Source organism: Streptomyces sp. NPDC003327, assembly GCF_053589515.1.
Genome location: NZ_JBSFSA010000009.1, coordinates 143,557 through 162,153, shown reverse-complemented (window position 1 = coordinate 162,153; position 18,597 = coordinate 143,557). Strand labels below are relative to the sequence as shown.

Annotated in this window: 17 protein-coding genes; 5 read left to right on the top strand and 12 right to left on the bottom strand. The window is 72.6% G+C overall.

Going from position 1 to position 18,597, the window contains the following annotated elements; genetic code table 11:
* Positions 1–81: 81 nt before the first annotated feature.
* From hpt to dacB, 4 genes are all read right to left on the bottom strand, one after another.
* The gene (hpt, locus tag ACWDVG_RS11370; RefSeq protein ID WP_030219931.1) at positions 82–621 is read right to left on the bottom strand and encodes a hypoxanthine phosphoribosyltransferase; all 540 of its coding nucleotides are present in this window, start codon (positions 619–621) and stop codon (positions 82–84) included.
* 41 nt (positions 622–662) lie between these two features.
* The gene (gene tilS, locus ACWDVG_RS11365; RefSeq protein WP_451698448.1) at positions 663–1,679 is read right to left on the bottom strand and encodes a tRNA lysidine(34) synthetase TilS; all 1,017 of its coding nucleotides are present in this window, start codon (positions 1,677–1,679) and stop codon (positions 663–665) included.
* 209 nt (positions 1,680–1,888) lie between these two features.
* Complete coding sequence (locus tag ACWDVG_RS11360; RefSeq protein WP_451698447.1) at positions 1,889–3,028, bottom strand: zinc-dependent metalloprotease; 1,140 nt, start codon at positions 3,026–3,028, stop codon at positions 1,889–1,891.
* A gap of 64 nt (positions 3,029–3,092) precedes the next feature.
* Entirely contained in the window at positions 3,093–4,532 is a 1,440-nt protein-coding gene (dacB, locus tag ACWDVG_RS11355) for a D-alanyl-D-alanine carboxypeptidase/D-alanyl-D-alanine endopeptidase (protein WP_451698445.1), read from the bottom strand.
* A gap of 102 nt (positions 4,533–4,634) precedes the next feature.
* On the opposite strand from dacB, the gene ACWDVG_RS11350 reads away from it, so the two are divergent.
* Both ACWDVG_RS11350 and ACWDVG_RS11345 read left to right on the top strand, forming a co-directional pair.
* Entirely contained in the window at positions 4,635–5,126 is a 492-nt protein-coding gene (locus ACWDVG_RS11350; protein ID WP_345487192.1) for an inorganic diphosphatase, read from the top strand.
* 119 nt (positions 5,127–5,245) lie between these two features.
* Positions 5,246–6,940, top strand: a complete 1,695-nt coding sequence (locus ACWDVG_RS11345; RefSeq protein ID WP_451698443.1) for a threonine/serine ThrE exporter family protein — start codon at positions 5,246–5,248, stop codon at positions 6,938–6,940.
* 151 nt (positions 6,941–7,091) lie between these two features.
* Here the strand turns inward: ACWDVG_RS11345 and ACWDVG_RS11340 are convergent, their stop codons facing one another.
* Positions 7,092–7,802: a DedA family protein gene (locus ACWDVG_RS11340; RefSeq protein ID WP_451698441.1), complete on the bottom strand. Its 711-nt coding sequence runs from the start codon at positions 7,800–7,802 to the stop codon at positions 7,092–7,094.
* A 148-nt stretch (positions 7,803–7,950) separates the two neighbouring features.
* Here ACWDVG_RS11340 and ACWDVG_RS11335 point away from each other — a divergent pair, with 148 nt between their 5' ends.
* From ACWDVG_RS11335 to ACWDVG_RS11325, 3 genes are all read left to right on the top strand, one after another.
* On the top strand, positions 7,951–8,319 hold the full coding sequence (locus ACWDVG_RS11335) for a YbjQ family protein (protein ID WP_384108358.1): 369 nt from the start codon (positions 7,951–7,953) through the stop codon (positions 8,317–8,319).
* Positions 8,320–8,447: 128 nt separating this feature from the next.
* On the top strand, positions 8,448–9,725 hold the full coding sequence (locus ACWDVG_RS11330) for an ion channel protein (RefSeq protein WP_451698439.1): 1,278 nt from the start codon (positions 8,448–8,450) through the stop codon (positions 9,723–9,725).
* Positions 9,726–9,755: 30 nt separating this feature from the next.
* Entirely contained in the window at positions 9,756–11,171 is a 1,416-nt protein-coding gene (locus ACWDVG_RS11325) for a glutamate decarboxylase (protein WP_451698437.1), read from the top strand.
* A gap of 14 nt (positions 11,172–11,185) precedes the next feature.
* On the opposite strand, the gene ACWDVG_RS11320 is transcribed toward ACWDVG_RS11325, so the two are convergent.
* From ACWDVG_RS11320 to ACWDVG_RS11290, 7 genes are all read right to left on the bottom strand, one after another.
* On the bottom strand, positions 11,186–12,253 hold the full coding sequence (locus ACWDVG_RS11320) for an exo-alpha-sialidase (RefSeq protein ID WP_451698436.1): 1,068 nt from the start codon (positions 12,251–12,253) through the stop codon (positions 11,186–11,188).
* A 341-nt stretch (positions 12,254–12,594) separates the two neighbouring features.
* Positions 12,595–13,323, bottom strand: a complete 729-nt coding sequence (locus tag ACWDVG_RS11315) for an ABC transporter permease (protein ID WP_451698571.1) — start codon at positions 13,321–13,323, stop codon at positions 12,595–12,597.
* A gap of 68 nt (positions 13,324–13,391) precedes the next feature.
* On the bottom strand, positions 13,392–14,369 hold the full coding sequence (locus ACWDVG_RS11310; protein WP_451698435.1) for an ATP-binding cassette domain-containing protein: 978 nt from the start codon (positions 14,367–14,369) through the stop codon (positions 13,392–13,394).
* Positions 14,370–14,457: 88 nt separating this feature from the next.
* Positions 14,458–15,096, bottom strand: coding sequence for a PadR family transcriptional regulator (locus ACWDVG_RS11305; RefSeq protein WP_451698433.1), 639 nt, complete (start codon positions 15,094–15,096; stop codon positions 14,458–14,460).
* Positions 15,097–15,150: 54 nt separating this feature from the next.
* Positions 15,151–15,756 (bottom strand): DinB family protein, encoded by a 606-nt coding sequence (locus ACWDVG_RS11300; RefSeq protein ID WP_451698431.1) that lies wholly within the window; start codon positions 15,754–15,756, stop codon positions 15,151–15,153.
* A 116-nt stretch (positions 15,757–15,872) separates the two neighbouring features.
* On the bottom strand, positions 15,873–17,330 hold the full coding sequence (locus ACWDVG_RS11295; RefSeq protein WP_451698429.1) for an aldehyde dehydrogenase family protein: 1,458 nt from the start codon (positions 17,328–17,330) through the stop codon (positions 15,873–15,875).
* A gap of 59 nt (positions 17,331–17,389) precedes the next feature.
* A complete protein-coding gene (locus tag ACWDVG_RS11290) occupies positions 17,390–18,262 on the bottom strand; it encodes a helix-turn-helix domain-containing protein (RefSeq protein ID WP_451698427.1) in 873 nt (290 codons plus the stop codon).
* Positions 18,263–18,597 lie beyond the last annotated feature (335 nt).

Below are 18,597 nucleotides of genomic sequence, written 5' to 3'. Positions count from 1 at the left end.
ACCTCAGCATCGTCGCCCGCGACCGCCTTCCCATGGTTCAACGGGGGGAAGGCGGTGCGGGTTCCCCAAGCGGGGGCGGGTTCAGCCGCCGTAGACGTGGGGGGCGAGGGTGCCGACGAAGGGGAGGTTCCGGTACTTCTCGGCGTAGTCGAGGCCGTAGCCGACGACGAACTCGTTGGGGATGTCGAAGCCGATCCACTTGACGTCGATGGCGACCTTGGCGGCCTCGGGCTTGCGCAGAAGGGTGCAGACCTCGAGGGAGGCCGGCTCGCGCGAGCCGAGGTTGGAGAGGAGCCAGGACAGGGTGAGGCCGGAGTCGATGATGTCCTCGACGATCAGGACGTGCTTGCCCTTGATGTCGGTGTCGAGGTCCTTGAGGATGCGGACGACGCCGGAGGACTGGGTGCCGGCGCCGTAGGAGGAGACGGCCATCCAGTCCATGGTGACGGGGGTGGACAGCGCGCGCGCCAGGTCCGCCATCACCATCACGGCGCCCTTGAGGACTCCGACGATGAGCAGGTCCTTGCCCGCGTATTCCGCGTCGATCTTCGCTGCCAGCTCGGCCAGCTTGGCGTCGATCTCTTCCTTGGTGATGAGCACCGACTGGAGGTCGGTGCCCATGTCCTTCTCGTTCACCCGGGTCACTTTCGTTGCAGCGTGCGTCAGCCTTGCCGGATGACCAGTCTGCCACCCTGGCGGCGGGCTTCGACCCGTCCGGGCAGGTTGATGGCTCCCTGGCCGCGCCAGCCGGTGATGAGGCGGTCGACTTCCTCGATGTGGCGGGCGAAGAGGGAGCCGGCGGGGGCGCCCTCGGCGATGACGGCGCGGCGCAGGACGCGGCGGCGTACGGCGGGGGGCAGGCCGAAGAGCTTGGCGCATTCGAGGGCGCCGGCTTCGTCGCGTACGGCGGTCTCGGCGTCGGCGGCCCAGGTGTCGAGGGCGTCGGCGTCGTCGCGGGAGAGTTGGGCCGTACGGGCGAGGGCTTCGACGACTCCCTTGCCGAGGGCCTTCTCCAGGGCGGGGAGGCCTTCGTGGCGGAGGCGGGAGCGGGTGTAGGCGGGGTCGCTGTTGTGGGGGTCGTCCCAGACGGCGAGTTCCTGGGCGATGCAGGCCTTGCGGACGGTCTGGCGGTCGAGCTGGAGGAAGGGGCGCCGGTAGCGGCCGTGGCTGCCGGAGACGGCGGCCATGCCGGAGAGGGAGCGGATGCCGGAGCCGCGGGCGAGGCCGAGGAGCACGGTCTCGGCCTGGTCGTCGCGGGTGTGGCCGAGGAGGATCGCGGTCGCTCCGTGGCGTTCGGCGGCGGCGTCGAGGGCGGCGTAGCGGGCGTCGCGGGCGGCGGCTTCGGGGCCGCCCTCGCGGCCGACGGTGACGGCGACGGCTTCGACGGGGCCGAGGCCGAGGGCGGTCATGCGGTCGGCGACTTCGGTGGCGCGGGTGTCGGAGCCGTCCTGGAGGCCGTGGTCGACGGTGATGCCGCCGGCGCGTACGGGGAGTTTGCGGGCCTCGAAGGCGAGTGCGGAGGCGAGCGCCATGGAGTCGGCTCCGCCGGAGCACGCGACGAGGACGAGGGGGGTCCCGTCGTGCGCGGTGGCGGGGTGGGTCTGGTGCTCGGTGAGGACGTCGTGGAGTACGCGGCGGACCGCCAGGCGTATCGCCGCGACCGCAGGATGGGGACCCATGTGTCCGGTGCCCTTCGTGATGGGGTGGGGTGCCTCGGTCGGAGTCTTAACGGTCGGAAAGGGGGGTTCGGTCACTCAGAGTGCGTCGATGGTGACAGAACATGGCCGTTAATCCGAGCATCGCACGCCTCACCCCGTGGCCAGGGTCCCTCGGACGGGTGATTGGCGGGGTCTGTCGTCGTGTTCTGGTGCCGTACGCCGCACCCGTCTCACGAGTCTGCCCTACGGTGCACCCTCGCGATCCAGTCGGCGGGTGCGGCGATCTCCGCCTTGGTGGGGAGGGTGTTGGGGGAGGTCCAGACGCGGTTGAAGCCGTCCATGCCGACCTGGTCGACGACGGCGCGGACGAAGCGTTCGCCGTCGCGGTACTGGCGGAGTTTGGCGTCGAGGCCGAGGAGGCGGCGGAGGGCGAGGTCGAGGCGGGAGGCGCCACGGGCGCGGCGCTGCTGGAACTTCTCGCGGATCTCGGCGACGGAGGGGACGACCTGGGGGCCGACGCCGTCCATGACGTAGTCGGCGTGGCCTTCGAGGAGGGACATGACGGCGGTGAGGCGGGCGAGGACCTCGCGCTGTTCGGGTGTCTGGACGAGTTCGACGAGGGAGGGGGCGGGTTCGCCCTCCTCGCCTTCGGGGCGGCCGCCGGCGAGGGTCTGGACGGCTTCGCGGAGGCGTTCGACGACGGTGCCGGGGTCGACGTCGGTGGCGGCGAGGAATGACTGGATCTCGCCCTGGAGGTGGTCGCGGAGCCAGGGGACGGCGGTGAACTGGGTGCGGTGGGTCTCCTCGTGGAGGCAGACCCAGAGGCGGAAGTCGTGGGGCGTGACGTCGAGCTCGCGTTCGACGTGGACGATGTTGGGGGCGACGAGCAGGAGGCGGCCGCCGCCGTCGGCCGCGCCGGGGAGGTCGCGGGTGACGGGGGCGAAGGTCTCGTACTGGCCGAGGATGCGGGAGGCCAGGAACGACAGGAGCATGCCGAGTTCGACGCCGGTGACCTTGCCGCCGACGGCGCCGAGGACGGCGCTGCCGGGGTTGGTGGAGCGGCGTTCCTGCATCTTGCCGAGGAGCGGGGTGAGGAGTTCGCGGAAGCCGGCGACGTTGGCCCTGATCCAGCCGGCGCGGTCGACGACGAGGACGGGCGTCTCGTGGTGGTCGCCGCCCTCGGGGAGCATGCGGGTGTAGGCGCGGACGTGTTCTTCGGAGGCCTTGGCGTGTCTGCGGAGTTCCGCCACGACCTCGCGTGCCTCGTCGCGGCTCACTTCGGGGCCGGGTCGTACGAGGCGGGTCGCGGTCGCGACCGCGAGGTTCCAGTCGACCATCCCGGATGTGCCTGCGCCACCGATGCTCGTCATGCGTCAACCGTACGGTCTCCGGGCCGGTTCGGGGCCGGTTCGGCGGCTGGTTCGCCGCGGGGGCTCAGGTCTGGTTTCGGCCGGTGAGGGCGACGGAGAGGCGGTCGAGGGCGGGCTGGGCCTCGTACGGGGAGGGGGTGCGGCCGGCGAGGAAGGCGAAGGCGAGGAGGCGGCCGTCGGGGGTGACGACGGTGCCGGCGAGGGTGTTGACGCCGGTGAGGGTGCCGGTCTTGGCACGGACGAGTCCGCCGCCGGCCGCGGCGGGGCCGGTGGCGTAGCGGCCGGCGAGGGTGCCGGTGAAGCCGCCGACGGGCAGGCCGGTGAGGAGGGGTCGGAGTTCGGGGTGGGCGGGGTCGGCGGCGCGGGCCAGGAGGCCGGTGAGGAGCGCGGCGGAGACGCGGTCGCGGCGGTCGAGTCCGCTGCCGTCGGCGAAGCGGGCGCCGGCGACGGGGAGGCCGAGGTCGGCGAGCTGGTCGCGGACGGCCTTCTCGGCGCCGCTGAAGTCGGCGGGCTGCTTCCGGGCGAGGGCGACCTGGCGGGCGAGGGCCTCGGAGAGGTCGTTGTCGCTGAGGGTGAGGGCGCGTTCGGCGAGGTCGGCGAGGGGCGCGGAGTGGGTGGTGGCGAGGGGCGGGGCGGCGGGCGCGCGGCCGGGTGCGGGGGTGCCGGTGAGGGTGATCCCGGCGTCGGTGAGGAGGGCGGCGAAGGTGTCGGCGGTGTCGCGGGCGGGGTCGGCGGAGCGGGCGGCGGGGCCGCTGAGGCTGTCGTCGAGGCGGCCGGAGCGGGTCATGAGGCTGGTGACGGGGGCGATGTTCTCGTTGGGGCTGATGGGGTGGAGGAGGGGGCCGGTGTAGAGGCTCGTGTCGTACGTGAGGCGTACGGAGGTGTGGCCGCGGGCCTTGAGGGCGCGGGCGGTGCGGGTGGCGAGGCTCTTGAGGCGGGGGGTGTCGAGGGTGGTGTCGCCGCCGCCGGTGAGGGTGACGGTGCGGCCGTCGGGGGCGGCGGTGACGGTGGTGGTGAGGCGGTGGTCGGGGCCGAGGGCTGAGAGCGCGGCGGCGACGGTGGCGATCTTGACGGTGGAGGCGGGGGTCATGGGGGTGGTGGCGCCTTCGCCGTACAGCTGGGTGCCGGTGGCGGTGTCGACGACGGAGGCGGTGCGCAGGGGGCCGAGGCCGGGGTCGGCGAGGAGGGGGACGAGGGTGGCGGCGAGGTCGGCGGGAGTGGTCGCGGGGGCGTCCTTGGCCGGGGTGTCCTTGGCCGGGGTGGTGGGGCCGAGGGCGGTGAGGACGCCGGGGGCGCTGGGGGCGGGCGCGGGGCGGTAGGGGGTGACGGGGGGCGCGGGCGGGGCGTGATGCGTGCCACCCGACGCGGGGGCGGCGGCGCGGACCCGTTCGGCCGTACGCTGGCCTGCGTCCCATGGGCCTGCCGCGGTCACCGCCGCGGCGGCCAGTGCCAGACCGAGCGCGGCGGAGCCCGCCGTGACCTGCCACGTCTTCGGTTCCGGCATCGCTGACCAGCCCCTTTCGCGATCACACACGTGCGTGAGGGACACTTAATCACCGCGCGTCGTCGCGAGCATTCACTTGTGTTGATTCAGGAGGAGCCACCCGTGGAGTTCGACGTCACCATCGAGATCCCGAAGGGGTCGCGGAACAAGTACGAGGTCGACCACGAGACGGGTCGCATCCGCCTGGACCGTCGTCTGTTCACGTCGACGGCCTACCCGACGGACTACGGCTTCGTCGAGAACACCCTCGGCGAGGACGGTGACCCGCTGGACGCGCTCGTCATCCTCGACGAGCCGACCTTCCCGGGCTGCCTCATCAAGTGCCGCGCGATCGGCATGTTCCGGATGACCGACGAGGCGGGCGGCGACGACAAGCTGCTCTGCGTCCCGGCGACGGACCCGCGCATGGAGCACCTGCGGGACATCCACCACGTGGCGGAGTTCGACCGTCTGGAGATCCAGCACTTCTTCGAGGTCTACAAGGACCTGGAGCCGGGCAAGTCCGTCGAGGGCGCCGACTGGGTCGGCCGCGCCGAGGCCGAGGCCGAGATCGAGAAGTCGTACGCGCGCTTCAAGGAGCAGGGCGGCCACTGAGCCGGTCCCGTCTCTGACGATCGTGTGAAGGCGGTGCACCTCTTGGGGTGCACCGCCTTTCGTACGTGCGTCGCACACTCATACTGGAAGCCACGGTTCCCTGGGGTGAGGCGGAGAGAGTGGTGGCGCAGCCGGACGGCTCGGACGGGGCTCCTGAGGCGGCTCCGGAGCCAGCCCCGGAGACGGCTCCTGAGGACCGGAAGCCGCAGTCGGACGAGGCCCGGAGCGCGTTCGTGGCGCCGGCGGGGGTGGAGCAGCCCGCGCCGCCGGAGGAGGAGCACGCGACCTCGGAGTTCGCGTGGCCGGCGGGGCTGGTGCCGGAGCCGCCGTCGGAGCCGGAGGGTTCGGCGTTCGCCCCGCCGTCGACGTACTCGGCGAAGTCGTCGCCGCCCGCGTTCACCCCGGCGTACGGCGTGCCGCTGGTGAAGCTGCCGCAGAACGCGCCGTGGCAGGACCGGATGCGGACGATGCTGCGGCTTCCGGTGGGTGAGCGGCCGGTGCCGGAGGCGGCGCGCAAGGAGGACGAGTCGGGGCGTTCGGTGCCGCGCGTCCTGGACCTGACGCTGCGCATCGGGGAGCTGCTGCTCGCGGGCGGGGAGGGCGCTGAGGACGTCGAGGCGGCGATGTTCGCGATCTGCCGGTCGTACGGGCTTGACCGGTGCGAGCCGACGGTGACGTTCACGCTGCTGTCGATCACGTACCAGCCGTCGCTGGTGGACGATCCGATCACGGCGAACCGCACGGTGCGGCGGCGGGGGACGGACTACACGCGGCTCGCTGCGGTCTACCAGTTGCTCGCGGACATCAACGCGCCGGAGCACGAGGTGACGCCGGAGGACGCCTACCGGCGGCTCGCGGAGATCCGGCGGAACCGGCATCCGTATCCGGGGTGGGCGCTGACGGCGGCCGCGGGGGTGCTGGCGGGGGCGGCGTCGGTGCTGCTGGGCGGTGACGTGACGGTCTTCCTGGTGGCGGCGCTGGGTGCGGTGCTCGGGGACCGGCTCGCGTGGCTGTGCGCGGGGCGGGGGCTGCCGGAGTTCTACCAGTTCCTGGTGGCGGCGATGCCGCCGGCGGCGATGGGGGTGCTGCTGACGCTGCTGCACGCGGATCTGCGGCCTTCGGCGGTGATCACGGGTGGCCTGTTCGCGCTGATTCCGGGGCGGGCGCTGGTCGCGGCGGTGCAGGACGGGCTGACGGGTTTCTACATCACGGCGGCGGCGCGGCTGCTGGAGGTCGCGTACTTCTTCGTGGCGATCGTGGTGGGCGTGCTGTCGGTGCTGTACGTGGCGGTGCAGTTCGACGCGCAGCTGAACCCGGAGGGGACGCTGCGGGCGGTGGAGCGGCCGGTGACGCAGATCCTGGCGTCGATGGTGCTGTGCGCGACGTTCGCGATCCTGTTGCAGCAGTCGCGGGCGACGGTGCTGTTCGCGACGTTGAACGGCGGGGTGGCGTGGGTGGTCTACGCGTCGATCGCCGTGACCGCGGAGGGGTCGACGGTCATGGCGACGGCGGTGGCGGCGGGTCTGGTGGGCCTGTTCGGCCAGTTGATCGCGCGGTACCACCACACGTCGTCGCTGCCGTACGTGACGGCGGCGATCGGGCCGCTGCTGCCGGGTTCGGCGACGTACTTCGGGGTGCTGGCGATCGCCCAGAACAACCTGGACCAGGGGTTCGCCTCGTTGGCGAAGGCGGCGGCGCTGGCGCTGGCGATCGCGATCGGGGTGAACCTGGGTGGTGAGCTGGCCCGCCTCTTCATGCAGGCGCCGCGGGCGGCGGCGGCCCGCAGGGCGGCGAAGCGGACCCGAGGCTTCTAGGGGGCTTCGCAGGGGCCGGGGCCCGGGGGCGGGAGGGACCCGGCGCTCCTGGCCCGGCGCCTCCAGGTGCGAAACGAAAGCCCCTGGGGCCTTGGGGGCTCCAGGGGCTCTCGGGGCGTGAGGGGGCCGGGGCTGTCGGCTCCCCGCGGCTTCAGCGCTTGGCGTGGCGGCCGCCGCCGGGGCGGGGCGGCTGCGGGTTGGGGGTGCCGGGGGCGTCGTGGTGCTCCTGCGGCGGGTTCTTCTTCGCCTGGGAGCGGGCGCGGAGGACCTCGACCACGATCGGGATGACGGAGACGAGGACGATGCCGACGAGGATCGCCTCGATGTGCTGGTGCACGAAGTCGATCTTGCCGAGGGAGGCGCCCAGCAGGGTCACGCCGGCGCCCCAGAGCACGCCGCCGATGACGTTGAAGATGATGAAGGAGCGGTAGTTCATCCGGCTCACGCCGGCGATGATCGGCGTGAACGTCCGGACGATGGGGACGAAGCGGGCCAGGATCAGGGACTTCGGGCCGTGCTTCTCGAAGAACGCGTGCGCCTTCTCGACGTTCTCCTGCTTGAACAGCTTGGAGTCGGGACGCTTGAAGAGGGCGGGGCCGACCTTCCGGCCGAAGAGGTAGCCCACCTGGTCGCCGATGACCGCGGCGGCCACGATCAGGGTGCACATCAGCCAGAGCGGCAGGTCGAGCTTGCCGGTGGTGATGAGCAGGCCGGTGGTGAAGAGGAGCGAGTCACCCGGCAGGAAGAACCCGATCAGGAGGCCGGACTCGGCGAAGACGATGACGAGGACACCGATCGGGCCGAAGGTCTGGATCAGGTGATCCGGATCCAGCCAGCTCGGTCCGAGGGCAAGCGTGTTCACGGGTTCCGGGCTCCTGCGGTCGGGGGATGAGGGGGACGGCTGGCCCCAAGCTATCAACGCGGATCGGAGGCCCCCGGTTCCACCCGGGTGCCACGGGATGCGGAGCGGGCCGCCGGGCCCGAGGGTGGGGGCCAGGAGGTGCATGCCGATGGGCATCGAGGAGTACGGGGGCGGTCAGGGACCGCACCCCGACGTACTGGTCGTGACGACGAACGACGTGCCGGGTTTCGAGGTGCGGCAGGTGATCGGGGAGGTCTTCGGGCTGACGGTGCGCTCGCGGCATCTGGGCAGCCAGATCGGCGCGGGGCTGAAGTCGATGATCGGCGGGGAGCTGAAGGGGCTGACGAAGACCCTGGTGGAGACCCGCAACCAGGCGATGGAGCGGCTGGTGGAGCAGGCGAAGGCACGGGGGGCGAACGCCGTGCTGATGTTCCGCTTCGACGTGACGGAGGCGGCCGACGTGGGCACGGAGGTGTGCGCGTACGGCACGGCGGTGGTGATCGCCCCGCGTGTGTGAGCTCCCGCGCGGCTGACGCGGGGTGAGGGGCCCGGGGTGGGGCCCGGGGTCGGCCCGGGGGAGGAGCGTGGGGCGGGCGTGGCGCAGTTCGGGATGTTGTGCGGCTTTTGCTCACATATGGTGGCCCGGTGGCCACCGATCATGCTCCGCCCGCCTCCGCCGAGGCCTCCGCGCGGGCCCTGCTCCCGCAGATCCTGCCCGCCCTCGCGGTCGGCATCGGGGCGAGTCTGCTCTTCCTCGGGATCAGCGCCCTCGCGGAGCAGCTCCAGGAGGTCCTGTGGGACCACCTGCCGCACGCCCTCGGCATCGGCGCGTACTCGACCCTCTGGATGATCGTCATGCTCACGGCGGCGGGCATCGCCGTGGGCCTGGTCATCTGGAAGGTGTACGGGCACGCGGGCCCCGATCCGGCGTCGGAGGGGTTCGGCGACGCGCCGCTGGCGCCCGGGGTGGTGCCGGGGATGCTCCTCGCCAGCACGCTCACCCTGGCGGGCGGCGTCAGCCTCGGACCCGAGAACCCGATCATCGCGGCGAACGTCGCCCTCGCCTACTGGCTCGGCCGCAAGGCCCAGCCGGCCCTGCCGGGCGCGGCCTGGGTGGCGCTCGCCTCGGCGGCCACCCTCGGCGCCCTCTTCGGCACTCCGGTGGCCGCCGCGCTCGTCCTCTCCGAGGCCCTGGCCGGGCAGCCGGGGCGGGGCTCCCTGTGGGACCGGCTCTTCGCCCCGCTGATCGCCGCCGGTGCCGGATCGCTGACCACGCAGCTGCTCGCCGAACCCAGTTTCGCCCTGGGAGTGCCACCGCTGGACGACCCCGGCTTCGGCGATCTGCTCGCCGCGCTGGTGATCGCCTCGCTCGCCGCCCTCTTCGGCCTGATGGGCTGCTACGCCTTCCCCGCCGTCCACCGGGCCTTCGGGCGGCTGAAGCACCCCATGCTGATCCTGCCGCTCGGCGGGCTCGTCCTCGGCCTCCTCGGCGCCCTCGGCGGGCACCTGACCCTCTTCAAGGGCCTCGACGAGGTCAAGGCGCTCACCGCTTCCCTCGGCGGCTGGTCGTCCGGCGAGCTCGCCCGGATGGCCGTCGTGAAGCTCGTCGCCCTGGTGGTCGCCGCCTCCTGCGGCTTCCGGGGCGGCCGGATCTTCCCCGCCGTCTTCGTCGGCGCCGCCTTCGGGCTCCTCGCCCAGGCGCTCGTCCCGGAGGTCCACCCGGCCGTCGCGGTCTCCTCGGGCGTCCTCGGGGTGCTGCTCGCCACCACCCGGCAGGGCTGGATCAGCCTCTTCGTGGCCGCCGTCGTCGTCGGCTCCCCCGCGATGCTCGCCGTCCTGTGCGTGGCCTCCCTCCCCGCCTGGCTGCTGGTCACCGGCCGCCCGCAGCTCGAACTCGACCACCAGGGCAACGCCCTGCGCTGACCCCTCCCCGCCCCGGACCGAAGGAGTCCCATGGCACTGCACCAGGGCCCCGCAGCCTCCCCGCCCGAGCCCGAGCGCCGACTCTCGGTGAATCCGTTCTTCGGCGCGGCCGACCCGGTCGGCGGCATGACCGAGGCCCCGCCGCGGCACCGGATGCCCGAAGGACCGCTGCCGCCGAGGAGCGCCTACCAGCTCGTCCACGACGAGCTGATGCTCGACGGGAACTCCCGGCTCAACCTCGCCACCTTCGTCACCACCTGGATGGAGCCCCAGGCCGACGTCCTGATGAGCGAGTGCCGCGACAAGAACATGATCGACAAGGACGAGTACCCGCGCACCGCCGAGCTGGAGCGCCGGTGCGTGGCCATGCTGGCCGACCTGTGGAACGCGCCGGACCCCTCCGCCGCCGTCGGCTGCTCCACCACCGGGTCCAGCGAGGCCTGCATGCTGGCCGGGATGGCCCTCAAGCGCCGCTGGGCGAAACGGAACGCCGACCGCTACCCCGGCGCCCGGCCCAATCTGGTCATGGGCGTCAACGTCCAGGTCTGCTGGGAGAAGTTCTGCACCTTCTGGGAGGTCGAGCCCCGGCTCGTCCCCATGGAAGGCGACCGGTTCCACCTGGACGCCGAGTCGGCGGCAGCGCTCTGCGACGAGAACACCATCGGTGTCGTCGCCGTCCTCGGCTCCACCTTCGACGGCTCCTACGAACCCGTCGCCGACATCTGCGCGGCCCTCGACGCGCTCCGGGACCGCACTGGCCTCGACGTCCCCGTCCACGTCGACGGAGCGTCCGGCGGCATGGTCGCCCCGTTCCTCGACGAGGACCTGGTGTGGGACTTCCGGCTGCCCCGGGTCTCCTCGATCAACACCTCCGGTCACAAGTACGGTCTGGTCTACCCGGGCGTCGGCTGGGCGCTGTGGCGCTCGCCCGCCGAGCTTCCCGAGGAGCTGGTCTTCCGCGTCAACTACCTCGGCGGCGACATGCCGACCTTCGCCCTCAACTTCTCCCGGCCGGGCGCCCAGGTCGTCGCGCAGTACTACACCTTCCTGCGGCTCGGCCGGGAGGGTTACCGGGCGGTGCAGCAGACCTCCCGGGACATCGCCCGCGGTCTCGCCGAACGGATCGAGGCCCTGGGCGACTTCCGGCTCCTCACCCGCGGCGACCAGCTGCCCGTCTTCGCCTTCACCACCGCGTCCGACGTCACCTCCTTCGACGTCTTCGACGTCTCGCGGCGGCTGCGCGAGCGCGGCTGGCTCGTGCCCGCCTACACCTTCCCCGCCCACCGCGAGGACCTGTCCGTGCTGCGCGTGGTCTGCCGCAACGGCTTCTCCGCCGACCTGGCCGGCCTCCTCGTCGAGGACCTGCGCCGCCTCCTCCCCGAACTCCGGCGCCAGCCGCACCCCTTCACCCGGGACACGGCAGCCGCCACGTCCTTCCACCACTAGGGGGTGTCCGGCCGTCAGGGCGTCTCGTCGCCCCCGCAGGCCAGCCGGAACTCCGACCAGCGCACCCCGTCCGAGGTCAGGGCATAGGTGCACGAGGAGGTCTCCCGCAGCAGGCCCACGGGGGTGCGGCGGGTGTGGTGCGAGCCGCCGGGGCCGGTGAACGTGCGGCCGCCGTCGAGACTGACCCGGCCGCCGCGCTCCGCCCCGATCTCCACCCGGCCGCCGGGTCCCGGAACCGGCATCCCCAGGAGCGAACGGGGCTCCCTGACCTCGCCCGTGGTCCATGTCCGCTGCCAGGTCCTGCCCCCGTCCAGGGAACGGTGCAGGGCCCGCAGGGGGTTCTTGACGGGCTCGCCGCCCGTCAGCTCGCCCATCTCCGCCGCGTACACGGCGTCCCTGCCGACCGCGACCACCGCGTACCGGACGGGCGCGCCGGTGGGGCTCGGGAGCGGGGTCACCGTCCAGCTGCGGCCCGCGTCCCGGGAAACCGCGACCGCCGCCCGCCCGGAGCGCGGGTCGGTCCCCGACACCCACCAGGAGCCGTCGGGCTCCGGCTGCTCGGCCGGGACGGGGTGGGCCCCCAGGGGCGGCGCGGCGACCAGCTCGTGGCGCCGCCCGTCCTCCGGTGAGATCACGGCCAGCCGCTCCCGTACGCAGGTGTCGGGGCCGGCCCCGACGGGTGCGGCGCAGAACGTGGTCAGCACCGCACCCGCGGGTATCGCGGGGACCCGCCCGGCCGGCCGCCGGTCGACGGCGCGCCAGCCGCGGCCCCCGTCCCGGGTGAACCAGGCCCGCTCCGGCCGGTCGCCGCCCCCGTCCTCGATCAGCGCCCGGCCGGGCCCCAGCGCCCGCAGGTGCGCCGAGACGCCGTCGGGCGCCGTCACCCGGGGCAGCGGTGAGCGCCGTACGACCCACTCCTCCGCACCGGCGTCCCGGACGGCCACGTGCTGGCGGCAGAAGCCGAGTTCGGGGGAGCCGTCCGCGGTCACGCAGTCGGCGAGCAGCGCGAACCCGCTGCCGTCGGGGGCGAAGCCCAGACTGTGGGACCAGCCGGGGAGCCCCGGCGCGGACGGTATGCGCACGGGGGCGCCGTACTCCCCGTCGTTCCGGAAGCCCCCGCCCGACGGACCCGGCGCACCCGACGGACCCGACGGACCCGGCGCACCCGACGGACCCGACGCACCCGCCCGTCCGGTACACCCCGTCAGGCCCGCCAGGACCGCCAGGACCGCCGGCAGTACGGCCCCCACCAACGCCACGACGGCGCCGGTCGCTCCCCCACGTCCGCGCATCGCACGTCCCCCTCCGTCGTCCCCCTGGGGCGGTCCGCGGTGAACCGCTGCTTCTGGTACACCGCTCGCCGCCCCCGGGTTCCCGTTTCCGCGCGACCACTTTCCGAACCGGTGGCCGTCGCCCAGGACGGCTACCTCCCGAGCCGCCCGAACTTCCGTACCGCCAGCGGGAGGAAGACCGCCAGCAGCACCAGCGGCCACCCCACCGCCGCGCCGATGTGCCCGGCCTCCCCGCCCGGGTTGCCGAACAGGTCGCGCACCGCCGTCGCGGTCGCCGACATCGGGTTCCACTCCACGGCCGTGCCGAGCCAGCCCGGCATCGCGTCGGGCGAGGCGAAGGCGTTGGAGAGGAAGCCGACCGGCCAGACCAGGATCTGCACGGCCTGCACCAGCTCGGCCCGCCCCGCGACCAGGGCCAGAAAGATCCCGATCCAGAGCATCGCGAAGCGCAGCAGGAGCAGCAGCCCCAGCGCCCCCAGGAACGCCCCGGCGCCGCCGTGGGCCCGCCAGCCCATGGCCCAGCCGACGCCGACGAGCACGAGCAGTCCCGCCGTCGACTGCAGCATGTCGGCGGCGGCCCGGCCGACGAGGACGGCCCCGTCGGTCATCGGCATCGACCGGAAGCGGTCGACGACGCCCTTGTCGAGGTCCCGGATGACGGCCGTCATCGTCCCTTCGAGCCCGAACACCATGGTCAGCGTCAGCATGCCGGGCACGAGGAAGTCGACGTACTCCCCCTGTACGGTCCGCCCTCCGCCGACCAGATAGCCGAACATCAGCAACATCATCACGGGGAAGACCAGCCCCACGACCATCTGCACCGGTTGCCGCGCCCAGTGGGCCAGCTCGCGCCGGGTCATCGTCCAGCAGTCGCTCACCACGTACGCCACTCCCGCACCCGCACCCGGAGCCGCACTCACACCCGCACTCACGCCGCCACCTCCGTCTTCGTGTCCTCGGTGAGCCTCAGGAACACCTCGTCGAGCGTCGGCCGCCGCAGGGCGACGTCCTCCGCCTCGATCCCCGCCGCCTCCAGGGCCCGCACGGTCTCGGCGAGCGCGGCCATCCGGTCCCGGACGGGCGCGCTGATCCGCCGCCGGTCGCGGTCGACCCGCGCCTCCGCCGGGGCGAACGGGAGCAGCCGCAGCGCCTCGTCGAGCCGTGCCCCGTCCCGTACGACCACGTCGATCCGGTCCTGGCCCGCCCGGGTCTTCAGCTCGTCGGGGGTGCCGTCCGCGACGATCCGGCCGCCGTCCACGACCGAGATCCGGTCGGCGAGCCGGTCGGCCTCCTCCAGGTACTGCGTGGTGAGCAGGACCGTCGTGCCACCGCCGACCAGCGAGCGCACCGACTCCCACACCTCGCCGCGGCCGCGCGGGTCGAGCCCGGTCGTCGGCTCGTCGAGGAACAGCACCTCGGGGTCGGTGATCAGCGAGGCGGCCAGGTCGAGGCGCCGCCGCATGCCGCCGCTGTACTGCTTGACCGGCTTGCGGCCGGTGTCGGCGAGGCCGAACCGTTCGAGGAGTTCGTCGGCCCGCGTGCCCGCGCGCCGGGCGCCCAGGTGGTGGAGCCGGCCGAACATCTCCAGGTTCTGCCGGCCGCCGAGCTCCTCGTCGAGGGCGGCGTGCTGCCCGAGGAGCCCGATGCGCCGCCGCACGTCACGCGCCTGTGTCCGCACGTCGTGCCCCGCCACCCGCACCAGGCCCTCGTCGTGCCGGAGCAGGGTGGCCAGGATCCGTACCGTCGTGGTCTTGCCCGCGCCGTTGGGGCCGAGCAGGCCGTGGACGGTGCCCCGGCGGACGACCAGGTCGAGCCCGTCGAGGGCCGCCTTGTCGCCGTACCTCTTCTTCATGCCCTCGACGGTGATCGCGTCCGTCGTCGCGCCGCCCGTCACCGGGTCCGTCATCGCTCTCCCTCGCATGCCGCACCTCCCAGTAGTCAAACTTGACCACCGGATCGAGGGTATGCCCCCGCAGCCCATTGGTCAAACTTGATTAGTTCAGTTTCTCCTCGACGGCTTCCGTCGCGTACGGGTTCTCCTGATCCTCCGCGAGGACGCCCACGAAGGGCTCGCCCTCGCCCGCGAACACGTACGCCCCGCCCTCGATCCGCTCGATCAGGCCGAGGGTCCACTCCCGGCCCGCGTCCGCCGAGTGCACCCACAGGTGCATGATCTCGCCGATGTGACCGAGCTGCCCCGGCCCGCCCTCCGGGGTGTAGTACTCCGTGACGGACGCCCGCCAGGCGTCGAGCCCCCGCAGCCGCTCCCGCAGCAGCTCCACGGCCTCGGCGCGCGGCAGGTCGACGACGAAGCCGATGCCCGCCGACAGGACGTCCATCTGCTGGTCGTAGGTGGCCAGGGACTCGCGCAGCAGCCGCAGGTACTCCTCGCGGCCCGCCTCCGTGATCTCGTACTCGACCCGGGGCGGGCCGCCCGCCGTGCTCGGCGCGATCTCGTCGGCGCGCAGCAGTCCCTGCTTCGCCATCTGCTTGAGCGCGTGGTAGATCGAGCCGGGCTTGGCGTTGGACCACTCGTGGGCGCCCCAGTACTCCAGGTCGTTGCGCACCTGGTAGCCGTGGGCGCGGCCGTGCTGCTTCACCGCGCCCAGGACGAGAAGGCGGATCGCCGACATCCCGCGTACCTCCCTAGTCAATTTTGACCAGGGTACGCGGATGTGCCCTCGCGCCTACGCCTCCGGCCGCGCCGGCCCTTCCGGCCCCGCCTCCGGCTGCGCCTGCGCCCCTGCGGCCGACTCCGCCTCCGCCTCCTCCGCGAGGAGCGCGAACGAGACCTTGCCGTCCAGGGACTCGCGGATCACGTCCGCGTGGCCCGCGTGCCGGCCCATCTCCTGGACCAGGTGCAGGAGCATCCAGCGGACGGTCACCCGCCCGTCCTTCGGGAACCAGGGGGCCGGCGGCAGCGGGAAGGTGTCGTCGAGGCTCGGCACCGTACGGACGAAGTCCTCGGTCTCGGCGGCCACCCCGGCCCAGAAGGTGAGGATCTCCGGGATCGTCTCGCCGTCGACGAGCCGGAACGCCTCGCCCCAGGTCTCCTGGGTGCGCTGCCGCTCGTTGGGCTTCCGCTGGGCCAGCCGCAGCCAGTTCAGCTCCACCTCGGCGACGTGCTTGACCAGGCCGGAGAGGCTCAGCTCGCTGGCGCTGGGGCGGCTCGCCGCCTGCTCCTCGGTCAGGCCGAGCAGCGAGCGGCGGAGCGCGGCGCGCTGCACCTCGATGAAGTTGAGGAACGCGCCGCGCTCGTCGCCGGGAGCCTCCGCGGGAACAAGAGCCACCATGATGTCCGCCTTCCGTTGCGTCACTTGCCTGCTGTGCCTTCTGGGGCACGGCCCACGTTACGGGCGAACGAGGACAGGGTCTGTCCTCAATGACGCCAGAAGGGGAAACCGCCGCGTCAGAAGGGGAACCGGCTCCGGCCGTGCTGGATGGAGATCCACTTCTGCGTGGTGAACGCCTCGACCATCGCGTCGCCGTTCAGCCGGCCGACGCCGGAGTGCTTCTCGCCGCCGAAGGGCACGATCGGCTCGTCGTGCACGGTGCCGTCGTTGATGTGGATCATGCCGGTGTGGACGCGCCGCGCGAGCCGTACGCCGCGCTCGACGTCGCCCGTGTGGACGGCGCCGCTCAGCCCGTACGGGGTGTCGTTGGCGATCCGTACGGCCTCGTCCTCGCCGTCGAAGGGGACGATCAGGGCCACCGGGCCGAAGATCTCCTGGCCGAGGACCGGGGCGTCGGCGGGGATGCCGGTGAGGACGGACGGGGAGACGAGGTTGCCGTCGACGGGGCCGTGCAGGAGCGCCGTCGCGCCGCCCCGGACCGCCTGCTCGACGACGGACGCCACCGACTCGGCCTGCTGGGAGTTGATGAGAGGGCCGATGTGCGTGGCCGGGTCGGCCGGGTCGCCTACGCGCAGGGTCCGGACCTTGGCGACGAACTTCTCGGTGAACTCCGCCTCCACCGTCCGGTCGACGAGGATGCGGTTGGCGGCCATGCACACCTGGCCCTGGTGCACGAAGCGGCTGAAGACGGCCGCGTCGACCGCGTAGTCGACGTCGGCGTCGTCGAGGACGATCAGGGCGCTGTTACCGCCGAGTTCGAGGACGGCCTGCTTGAAGTGCTGTGCGCAGACGGTGGCGACGTGGCGGCCGACCCGGTCCGAGCCGGTGAAGGAGATGACCTTCGGCACGGGGTGGGTGAGGAGGGCGTCGCCGATCTCGGCGATGTCGGTGACGACGACGTTCAGCAGGCCGGCCGGGAGCCCGGCCTCCTCCAGCACCTTGGCGACGAGGGTGCCGCCGCAGATCGGGGTGTTCTGGTGCGGCTTGAGGACGACGGCGTTGCCGAGCGCGAGCGCGGGCGCCACCGACTTGACGGAGAGGAGGAAGGGGAAGTTGAAGGGGGAGATGACGCCGACGACGCCGACGGGCACGCGGTAGACACGGTTCTCCTTGCCGTCGACCGGGGACGGCAGGATGCGGCCCTCGGGGCGCAGCGCGAGGTGGACGGCCTCGCGCAGGAACTCCTTGGCGAGGTGCAGTTCGAAGGCGGCCTTGAGGCGGGTGCCGCCCAGCTCGGCGACGATCGTGTCGGCGAGCTCGTCCTCGCGGTCCTCGACGATCCGCAGGGCCCGCTCGAAGACGAGCCGGCGGGCGTACGGGTTGGTCTCGGCCCAGGCGGCCTGCGCGCGCTCGGCGGCCCGGTAGGCGTGGTCGACCTCGGCGGCGGTGGCCACGGTGATCGACGCCAGCTTCTCCCCCGTGTACGGGTTGAAGTCGATGATGTCCCACGACCCGCTGCCGGGCTTCCACTCGCCGTCTATGTACTGGTGGGCCAGGTCGGTGAAGTGCGACATGGATCGAGACCCCTCTACCTCTACCTGCACGACTGATGTGGCGTCATCGTACTGATGGGTCAGATGAGTTGGAGGAGTCCCCGGAGGAGGTCACGGCTTTCGGCCGGATCCGGCGCGTCCTTCTGGAGCTTCTCCATGACCCGCTGGTACTGGGCGACGTCCTCGCGCTTGTCGAGGTAGAGCGCGCCGGTGAGCTGCTCCAGGTAGACGATGTCGGAGAGGTCGGACTCGGGGAAGCTCAGCATGGTGAAGGCGCCGCTCTCGCCGGCGTGGCCGCCGAAGCCGAAGGGCATGACCTGGAGGGTGACGCCGGGGTGCTCGGAGATCTCGATGAGGTGCCTCAACTGGCCCTGCATGACGGCCCGGTCGCCGTACGGACGGCGCAGGGCGGCCTCGTCGAGGACGGCGTGGAACTCGGGGGCGCGCTCGGAGACGAGGACCTTCTGGCGCTCCAGGCGCAGGGCGACGCGGCGGTCGATCTCGGCGGCCGGCGCCTCGGGCATGCCGCGGGAGACGACGGCCTGGGCATAGGCCTCGGTCTGCAACAGGCCGTGCACGAACTGCACTTCGTAGACGCGGATGAGGGAGGCGGCGCCTTCGAGGCCGATGTAGGTCTGGAACCAGCCCGGCAGCACGTCGCCGAAGTTGTGCCACCAGCCGGCGAGGTTGGCCTCGCGGGCGAGCCCGAGGAGCGCGTTGCGCTCGGTCTCGTCGCTGACGCCGTAGAGCGTGAGCAGGTCTTCGATGTCCCTGGCCTTGAAGCTCACCCGTCCCAACTCCATGCGGCTGATCTTGGATTCGGAGGCGCGGATCGAATATCCGGCGGCCTCGCGGGTGATGCCGCGCGATTCGCGCAGCCGCCTCAGCTGGGAGCCGAGGAGGATGCGCCGGACGACGCTCCCGTTCGCTCCGCCCGATTCGCCTGCGGTCACGGCTTCCAGCCTCCCCTTTACGGTGACGAGCCCCCGTCGAGCCCCGGATTCTGCCACCAAACGCTTCAGCGCGTACACATTCGATTACGGAAGGCGGTGCGGGGGAGGCCGGTTTCGGTCCGCGGCGGAGCGGCGCCCGGCCGTTCCGGCGGCGGAATCGGGCCGTGGAGCGTGCGCGGGGCGCGGGAAACCGCGCGCGGGCCGGGCGGATGCCCCGGAAGATATGGCACTGATTCACCACAGCTACGGACACGTCCGGCGCGTGCACGTGCATCTGCCCTTGCATCCCGTGGTCGCATTCGGAACCATGGACCCCGCGCAGCCGCGTGCTCGTT